This is a genomic window from Paenibacillus sp. 01T424 (assembly GCF_056398745.1).
In genome coordinates this window covers 368,852-378,627 of sequence record NZ_JBFTPZ010000005.1, presented here as the reverse complement: position 1 = coordinate 378,627, position 9,776 = coordinate 368,852, and the positions used below count along the sequence as shown (strand labels likewise).

Sequence of the window (9,776 nt, the reverse complement as noted above, 5' to 3'; positions counted from 1 at the left end):
TTGCAGAATGGACCAGATATGGATACGATCGAAAAGCTTGTCAGTGAAGATGATTCTATCAAAGGAATATGGTGTGTTCCTAAATACAGTAACCCTGACGGAATCACATACTCGGAAGAGACGGTAGATAGACTTGCTCACATGAATACTAAAGCAAGGGACTTTAGAATTTTTTGGGATGATGCCTATACTGTTCACCATTTAACTAAACCCGATCAGTTGAAAAATATACTTGCAGCCTGTAAGGCAGCAGGAAATCCTGACCGTGTTTATATGTTCAGTTCTACCTCTAAGATTACTTTTCCTGGTTCTGGCATTGCAGTGTTAGCATCCAGCGAGGAGAACTTGAATTTTATACGGAAGCAGATTTCTATCCAGACAATTGGCCCCGACAAGATCAACCAACTTCGACATGTTCGTTTTCTAAAAAATATTGATAATTTAAAAGTTCATATGGAAAAGCACGCTGCTATAATAGAACCCAAATTTGATATGGTATTAAATAAGCTTGAATCAGAGTTAAGTGGAAAAAATATTGCGTCATGGAATAAACCGAACGGGGGTTATTTCATTAGCCTTAATACATTAGACGGTTGTGCTAAAGACGTAGTAAATATGGCGGCAGAAGTCGGTGTCACATTGACTAAGGCAGGGGCTACATTTCCTTATGGAAAAGATCCAAGGAATCGAAATATACGTATAGCCCCTACTTTTCCATCAGTTAAAGAGCTAGAAACAGCCATTGAAGTGTTATGTCTCTGCGTTCAATTGGTAAGCATAAAGAAGATTCTATCTGAAAGGTAATTAGTTTTTTATAATCGGTCAGAAAATTGTTCATTGAACTAACGGGTAACGTTAGCTCAATAAAACAGCGGCAGTATAGGAGTTAGAAACGGAAATATTGAAAAAAGTATATAATACACCACAACTTTTGCCGATACAAAATAGATGTGAATTAAATGATTCAAAGGAGTACTTAATGTCTGACCTATTAATAAGGGTGCTTCGATTCCCTTCAAAAATCGAGTATTTTATCTTTCACAAACACTTATTACTTTCATTTAACCTTATTCTTTTAACAGTGTTTGCCTACTCTATTATTAAAGATAAACAACCTATGTATTTCTTTCTCTACCTGATAATTTTACCTTTCACACTTATTGTGAAGCCAAAATTACTTCTTAAAAGTAATCAAATTTTGTTTATGGCTTTTTTCACTTATTTCACAGTACCCTTTAGTTTAAACTTCTTAATCGGATTACAACTACGTATTTCAATACCCCTATTTTTAATTTTCACTTTTTTGACTACGATTATATTCTTCTTCATGTTGTATTTTATTAACAGGAAGCATTCTCGTAAAGAATTCCTTGATCACTCTAAGATCGCATTGGATATAATCAGATTCATTTTTGTGGTCATTGTAACAATAAGCGCTGTAACTGGAAAACTTATTAATGACTTTAGCTTATTTACTCAAATGATTCCTGATTTCAAAAATGATACTAATTTAGAGGAAGTAAGAAGTTATTTCCAACTCACTTTCCAGATCCTTGCTATTCCCTTTGTATTCTCTAGTACTTTACTTAGAATTGCAGTCGACTGGCTGTTGTTAAAAAAATAACAGTCTGTAGAGTATGTGCATTTGGTCCTTCAATTTCGGTTGAGTTCGATACACGAAAGGGCCGACGTGAACAATTAGAGGCGGTGACGAGTTTGTTCTTTTCTAGACTGGGATTAAATTTCTCAGATTGAAACACACTGCGCTACCAAAGGAAATAGAAGGAAATGAATCCTCGTATCTAGAAGACATACAGACTGTGCGCATGACGCGGCAGACTGTATGGAGGGGATAAGCTTGATGCAAAAGCAAGGCAGAATTGCGTTTCTGTGGATGAATTACTTTTTGTTAGGGATAAGCGTTTTGTTTTATATTGTTCTCCTGCGGGCACCGAGCGTCTTTTTGGAGGGAGCTGCTGCCGGAATGATTGTGTATGGTGGATGTTACGGGTTGATCCGTATCGGGTGGCAGAGGGTTGTCAGAGGGGCGCTGCTTGCAGTATTCTTTTCCATATTTGCTTTTGCATTGTACACAGTATGGTATGTTCTACAGAAGCTCTAGTATCTGCATAACGGTAAAGCATCATCACTCCTTGTAAAAGCCCTCTTCAGTATGCAAGAACGTAAGAGGGCTTTCGCTGGTGGCTCTTTCTAATTTATAAAAATGAATTGATTAGCAGGTTCATTACGCTAACGGGCAACGATAGTTCAATAAAAACACGGAAGTAGCCGACCACAATGGTTGGCTGCTTCATTACGCTAACTGGCAGTTTAGCGCAACTTCCACCTTCTGGAAGCGTAGTGGCCTCAAGAATTAGAAATGACTTTATGGATGTGGTATCACTTGTCTTACAGCATAACTAAACGTATTTCGTATGTCTTAATTGTAATCGGAGTGTTGTTGTTTATCTTTGGCCTGTGGCAATACATGCCAAAGTCATTTTCATCTCAAACGCCAAATAGTGTGATTATGTCAATAATTGCAAAAAGGATAACATTTCCTATCTTGGGTCTAATGTTAACGGTTATTGGTTATTGGTTATGCGTTTTTGAAATTCGTTCGAGAAATTGAAGTAGAGATTCAATTGCTTAGAGATGAACTAAGTCGATTAACTAAGGTGGTCGAAGTGCAAGGAAAAGATACAAAATAACCTCATTCATTCAATACCACAGAACAACTGCTACGCTAACGGGAAACGATAGCACCATGACAATAGGCTACCAGCACCATGGGTAGCCTTTCAGATAACGGGCAAGTTATGCTTAAAATCTTCATGAATCCATCGCTGAAATAATGTGAGTTTTGTTTATTAATCATCCAGTGACAAGGGGGGAATCTACAATTTCAATAAAAATTGATATTGGTAGGAAGATAATTTCTAGTATATTCACAACATTAATTCTTTCGTTAATTCTTGTGGAGTTTCATGGTTATGCCCCGTTTTTCATCTATTTTATGTACTCATTCCTCGGTTGCTTAATAATAGGCGTACCGTGTTCATTAATTACAGACATGATTATCTTAAAAATTAAGGTAATAAAAACAATGCTGAGCATGCTCATGGGGTTAGCCTCACATCTAATATTTGCAGTGATTATTTTGTATTTGTTTTCTCTTACCGAATCAGAAGGCATCCTTTTTCTTTTTAAGTACGCCAGTGTTTTTGTGTACTCAGTTTTTATTGCCGCAACAGGTTTATGGTTGATTGATACGATTTTTAAAAAAATTCAGTTTCCAAGATAAAAAGAGAGATACAACGAGCGTACGATCTAATACAGCTGTTACGCTAACGGAAACGATAGTTGAACAAACAGAATTTTGTTGTGGCAGCTGCTCTTTTTCTTTATTAAGCTAACGGGCAGCATTCCTATTATGTAGAAATAGTGGTTTTGAATGCTGTTGAAAGCGGCACGGTTGGCATCAGGCACGGTATGAAAGTACGTTACTCTAAAAGCTACAGGTTCAGGACAGGACTCTCCACTCCTATCCAAATCCTATAGTGCTCATCATGAGTACGGACCACCCTTCGGGGTGGTTTTTTTTGCTTATTAAGTGACCTATCTGACAATGACTGCGGCATAAGGATATATCTAGTTGAACCATAATATGAACGGGCAGAATAGCACAACAAGATAAGATTATGTTCTAATTCAATTTTACGCCTTATTATATTAAAATTACAGACTATTCCATTAGCCGTATAGTTGCTACAATCTATATTGTAACTTCCAAAGATGGAAAAAACATTCACAGTATGAACGAAATCTTTGTATGGAGGGAAACGCATGTCACAAGAAGATAAACTCGGACAAATAGTCATTCTGAACGGCAATCCGCGGGCTGGGAAGTCAAGCATTGCCATCGCGATCCAGAATATGTTTGAGGGTGTATGGATGAACGCTGGGGGCAGTCAGTTCAAGAAAATGACCCCCGAACACTACCAGCCAGGGATATCGCTTCGGCCAGGTGGGGAACGCCCTGAACTTGAGCCTCTAATTGTGATCCTGTATCAAGCCATGTATGAAGCCATTGCTGCACACAGCCGTCTGGGACTGAATGTCGTGGTGGATGTCTGGCACCATGATGCTTATTCGATTCCGCGGGGGATTCTTCCGAGCTGTGCCCGGATCCTGAGTGGATTGCCTGTTTTGTTTGTGGGTGTACGATGCCCATTAGAGGTTGTCATGCAGCGGCGGATCGCTACCTGGAATTCCGGTTACGAAGAGGACGGATCTGTGCCAAAGCCAGTGAGATTATGGCAGCAGGCTGTCCATATGCCTGGTAACTATGACCTGGAGGTTGACACCTCGGTGCTCAGTTCTGAAGAGTGTGCCGCCCTGATCCGCCAGCGCCTCCAAGCGTGGCCGGAGTTCCAACGTCTTGAGGTTGAGAGCAGGAACTTTTATTCATTACAATCAAGGGGGAAGCAAATGTTACAGGTAGATGTGCCCGGACAGATTATTATTTTAAACGGGACTCCGCGGTCAGGGAAGTCCAGTATTGCCACTGTGATTCAGAATACGTTCGAGGGTGTGTGGATGAACATGGGAGTCGACCGGTTCATGCAGATGACCCCTGAACGCTACCGGCCAGGGATTGGGCTTCGGCCAGGTGGGGAACGCCCCGACCTTGAGCCACTCATTGTGACCCTTTATCAAGCCATGTATGAGTCTATTGCTGCGCACAGCCGCTTGGGGCTGAATGTGGTAGTTGATGTCGGTCACCACGATGCTTATTCGATCCCGCGAGGGATTCTTCCCAGCTGTGCCCGGACTCTGAGTGGACTGCCGGTTTTGTTTGTTGGTGTGCGATGCCCATTAGAGGTTGTTATGCAGCGGAGGATCGCTACTTGGAATTCCGGCTACGAAGAGGACGGATCTGTGCCAAAGCCGGTGAGATTGTGGCAGCAGGCTGTCCATATGCTTGGTATCTATGATCTGGAGGTTGACACCTCGGTGCTTAGTTCCGAAGAGTGTGCCGCCTTGATCCGCCAGCGCCTCGAAGAAGAGTCGCTGCCCTCAGCTTTCCAGCATCTTGAGGCCATGACGTAGGTGGTGGAGTACACACTCTGAAACGACTCTGAAAGCGCAACATTCGCATTATCTACCTGGTATGACTGGGGTCAGATTACGTATGATATTTAGCCTGAACCCACGTTTCTATTCAATTATCGGGTAACGATAGTTGAAAAACACACATGTATGAGCAGTCACTACATTGGCATGCTCATTTTATTAAGCTAACGGGTACGATAGTGGAGGAACGTGCTTCGCCCTTCGGGGCGTTTTTTTGAAAAAAATCTCATTATTCCTATACAAGGACGTAATAAAAAAAATCACCGCTATTTCCCCCCATTTGAGAAGTGTTTCTATAATTTTTTGGGAATTATTTTTCTCAATTATGTGTTCTGTCATTATTCTTTTGTCCAGAGGTTATAATCCAATTTCAAATGCGATTGCCAGTTCGTTAAGAAGATCGTCAAAACTGCCATATTTATTATTGGTTTTCGGTATCGGTATCTTTTATCAGAGCAGGGGGCCATATCGCCGTCATTAACATGATCCGGTGTAATCGATAGCGCCTTAGGTAGCTCTCTTGTGGTATCAACGGCAAGATGAAGCTTGTAGCCGAACCACTCGACTTTGTTGCGGTAGGTGTCGAACTTCGCACCCCAGTTGGCATTTCCAGTCAGTTCTAATTTGCGTTTCGGTTGCTACTTCTCATAGCTATGAATCGCTGCACTATCGACAGCCATGTGACTCCCATCGATGACTCCTTCTTGCATACAGCGTGTGACAAGATCATTAAATAGGCGCTTAGCAAGTTCTTGATATGTCTTCTCGGCGAAGATGCGGATTAATTTCGCTACCGAAGGAGCTTCCCGATCAAGCCGAAGCCTGCAATGGTAACGGAAGCGAAGATCCACATTCAAACGGCGATGCTGGCCGGTAAATGTATCGATGTTCTCAAGCGGTGCTTGCAGTTTGTTAAAGAATAATAGGCTTTCTTGGAGAATATACAAGTGACTTCACTTGCTTGGCTAGTTTTCGGGTTGGTTACTTGAAAAACTCCAAGTCAGGGTGAAGTCTCTTTATTATGCTCTAAAAACCTTATGGTTCGAGGGCATTGATTATTGCAAAATGCACCTTCATAAAAAAAAGAGAAAGAGTAGAAGATAATTTATTTTTTTTATTATGAACTATTGTAAGCGCTGTTATAGTTTGAGTAATATAGAGTTCAGCAAACTAATGTTGAATATAAAGGAGGAACGACCATGCGCTTCCGTCATTTTCATTCCATTGTAGTCCAACTCTTTTTGTTCTGCTTTATCGGCATGACGCTTCCCGTTCTGGTCATGGGTTTTTTGTCTTATCATAAATCGTCCTCTATCGTGGAGGAACAAGTCAGTAAGGTAGCCTCGCTTACTATTACACAGGTGAGTGACAAGCTGAACCTTTATTTCAAAAAGCTTGATGATTCGTCCATGATGGTGTTAAACAGTAAGGTCATCCACAATATTTTGAAGGAGCAATCGAAAGAGAAGTTGTATGAAACCACGCTCAAGATTCAAGATGGACAAGACATCCTAACATCCATCATGATCAATTCGTCAGAAATCCTCGATATCTATATATTCGATGTGAACCGCAACAATTCGGTATTAAGCTCGGACTCCTTGGTGTCTCTGGATCAATGGGATTCCGATTGGTATAAAGCGATATTGGAAGCAAACGGTAATAGCGTTTGGTTCGGACTCTCTCAAAACTCTTATTTAAAGAAAACGGAAATGGGCTTTCCTGTATTCGGCCTTGGCCGCGCCATACGAAGCTGGGAAACCGGCGATATTATCGGCGTGATGTTCTTTGAGATTATGGGCGAGGTTCTGATCGATGAGCTTGACCGCGTTCAATTTGGGGATACGGGTTACATCTACGTCACCAATAGCGAGAACCGTTATTTCTATCATCCGGATTCCAAGCAGTATGGAAAAGAGTCCAAGCTCATCCTTCCTTCGCAAGCGACAGAATATAACAAAGACAACAAAAGCACGCTGGTGATTCCTGAACGCCTGTATAACGGCTGGGATGTGGTTGGGGTTGTACCTCTCGAGGAACTGACAGCCGATTCGGCCAGTATCCGGAAATTCACGATGTGGATTGCACTTTGCTGTATCCTTTCTGCAATGGGCATGGGGTATTTCGTTACCCGTAAAATCGGTAATCCGTTAGTTAATCTGAGCCGATTGATGCGTAAAGGCGAGAACGGCGACCTGAGTGTCCGGAGCAAGAGCGTCGGCCGGAACGAGATTGGGCAGCTGGGCCGCAGCTTTAATAAAATGATCAAACAGATCGATCTGTTAATCGCCCGAATCGCCAAGGAGGAATCGGAGAAAAAAAAGGCGGAAGTACGAGCGCTCCGCTATCAAATTAACCCTCACTTTCTTTATAATACGCTGAACTCGATTAGGTGGATGGCTAAATTGAACCGGACCAATGATGTAGATAACGCCGTCACTACGCTGGTTCAAATATTGGAAGGCAGTCTTGAACGGAATGGCGTTTTCATTCCGCTCGGGGAGGAGCTTGAACTGCTCCAGAAATATATGATCATTCAGGAATACCGCTATGATAACAAAATCAGTTTAAATATCCATTGCCGGGAGGAGCTCAAAAAAATACAAATTCCCCGAATGCTGCTTCAGCCCATCGTCGAAAACGCCATTTTCCATGGGATCGCTCCAAAGGATGCAGATGGATCAATTGATATCGAAGTCGAACAAAACGGAAAAAATATCGTGGTCAAAATAACCGACGACGGTATCGGAATAGATGAGGGAAGGCTTCATCAACTGCAGATGAACGATAAAGAGCGAAGCAATAAAGGGATGACCAATATCGGGCTGAATCATGTTCATCAGACCATCCAGTTATATTACGGAAATACATACGGTCTCAGCATCTCAAGCATCAAAAACGAAGGGACCCGGGTGCTTATTACGATTGCTGATTCAAAGGAGGAAACTTATGTACAGAGTGCTATTGGTTGATGACGAGAAGATAGCGCGAATCGGGCTTCGTACCACTTTTGATTGGGAGAGACACGGATTTACATTGGTTGGTGAAGCGTCAAACGGGCAAAACGCAATGAAATGGATTCAGAATCAAGAGATTGATATATTGATCACCGACATTGCTATGCCTGTGATGGATGGACTCGAGCTCACGCGCAAGACTAAAGAATTATGTCCTTGGGTCAAGGTGTTGCTGCTCAGCTGTCATAATGATTTCGAATATGTACGGGAAGGAATCCGGTTAGGGGCCAGCGATTACATCTTGAAACCGACACTTAATTCGGATTCACTCATAACGGTTCTGAATCAAATGAAAAAAAAGCTTCAGGAAGAAAGCGAGAACAGACAAATCGTTCAGCAGTTTGAAGACCAACAGCTCGCTAATAAACTGAAAATGCTGGAGAAGACATTCTGCAAGGCGCTATGCGGTGACCTGGCTGCTATCGAACGAATAAAGACAGAATGCCCGGAAGAAAGCTACCGTATTGCCGCTTTGGAGATCAACGTATTTGGCAAAACGGATGCTGAAAGGAATGAGCTCCTCACGGAGCTGGGAGAAGTGCTCAAACAGGTACTCTATCAAGCATTTGGTTCCTTTGTGTCGGTCATTCTTCGTCCGGACTTGCTTTTAGCTGCTCTTCCTGTACACCCAAACCTGCATGTCACGTGTTATGAGCTTATCGAGCAGTTTTCGCAGCAAACAGAGTCGCACCTATTGCAAGTATCCATAGGACTCAGCGTCGTTTATAATAATTATCTTGACCTTCAGAATGCCTCCATGGAGGCGAAAAAAATGCTCGCGGTCGGTTTCTTCCTCGGACCGTGTCGCTTGCTTACTGCTGAGGAGCAAACGGATTCCATTTCAGCATCGCCCTATCCTTTTGCGGCAGCCTTACACGAACTCAAAGAGTCGTTAACGATGGGCTTTCATTCCAGATCAGAACAAATGATAAATGAAATCATGAAGCATTGGTTACCGCAATATCGATCGAAAGAGGAAGTGCTGCAGGAGGCAGAGGAATTGCTTAGCCTGTTTGCCATATTCAAAGACGCAGATTCTTCCATCATACGGAAAATCCGGGAGCTCGGCAGACTGTGTTATGTCACTGAGGTCATTCAACATGTAAAAGATGGCTACCAAACAATCGTGGGTGGTGAAGACTCTTCGCGGCCGGATAAAACATTGCACCAAAGGATCGTAATGGAGGCCGCTGACTATATCAAGAGCCATTATAGGGAATCGATCTCCCTGCAGGAAGTGGCTGATGCGGTAAATGTAAGCAGGAATTATTTCAGCGAAATGTTCAAACGTGTGACAGGAGAGAACTTCATCGACCACCTGATCGCCTTGCGCGTAAAGAAAGCGAAGGAGCTGCTGCAAGGATCATCGCTCAAGGTGTATGAGGTAGCCGAGCAGTCTGGTTTTAACGACGTAAAATATTTTAGCAAGCAATTTAAAAAGATCGTAGGTGTATCTCCAGCCGAATTTCAAGGTTTGTTGCGAAAATAAAATCATGCTAATTGCGGAAAACAAGACACTCTTTCGGAACATAAACCGTTCAAACCCGCTTTGACAATGAACTATAATTAAAGCGCTTACAAAATATTTTTGAATGAAAATTAGATATCTTGAGGGAGGAAAAA

General features: G+C 42.3%; 5 protein-coding genes and 1 pseudogene. 5 read left to right on the top strand and 1 reads right to left on the bottom strand.

Annotated features, from left to right (window positions below):
• From AC1DPK_RS07260 to AC1DPK_RS07250, 3 genes are all read left to right on the top strand, one after another.
• Positions 1 to 804 (top strand): aspartate aminotransferase type Ic (locus AC1DPK_RS07260; RefSeq protein WP_477509818.1); only part of this gene is annotated, 804 nt, incomplete at its 5' end.
• A 1,054-nt stretch (positions 805 to 1,858) separates the two neighbouring features.
• Positions 1,859 to 2,122, top strand: coding sequence for a hypothetical protein (locus tag AC1DPK_RS07255; RefSeq protein WP_144376872.1), 264 nt, complete (start codon positions 1,859 to 1,861; stop codon positions 2,120 to 2,122).
• A gap of 1,724 nt (positions 2,123 to 3,846) precedes the next feature.
• Positions 3,847 to 5,112, top strand: a complete 1,266-nt coding sequence (locus tag AC1DPK_RS07250; protein WP_477509817.1) for a chloramphenicol phosphotransferase CPT family protein — start codon at positions 3,847 to 3,849, stop codon at positions 5,110 to 5,112.
• 482 nt (positions 5,113 to 5,594) lie between these two features.
• On the opposite strand, the pseudogene AC1DPK_RS07245 reads toward AC1DPK_RS07250, so the two are convergent.
• Positions 5,595 to 6,044: pseudogene (locus AC1DPK_RS07245) on the bottom strand (transposase); the annotation flags it as partial.
• Between the two features lie 291 nt (positions 6,045 to 6,335).
• On the opposite strand from AC1DPK_RS07245, the gene AC1DPK_RS07240 reads away from it, so the two are divergent.
• Positions 6,336 to 8,108, top strand: coding sequence for a cache domain-containing sensor histidine kinase (locus AC1DPK_RS07240; RefSeq protein ID WP_477509816.1), 1,773 nt, complete (start codon positions 6,336 to 6,338; stop codon positions 8,106 to 8,108).
• Positions 8,086 to 9,642, top strand: coding sequence for a response regulator transcription factor (locus tag AC1DPK_RS07235; RefSeq protein WP_477509815.1), 1,557 nt, complete (start codon positions 8,086 to 8,088; stop codon positions 9,640 to 9,642). Before AC1DPK_RS07240 ends, AC1DPK_RS07235 begins: the two co-directional genes overlap by 23 nt.
• Positions 9,643 to 9,776: the final 134 nt, after the last annotated feature.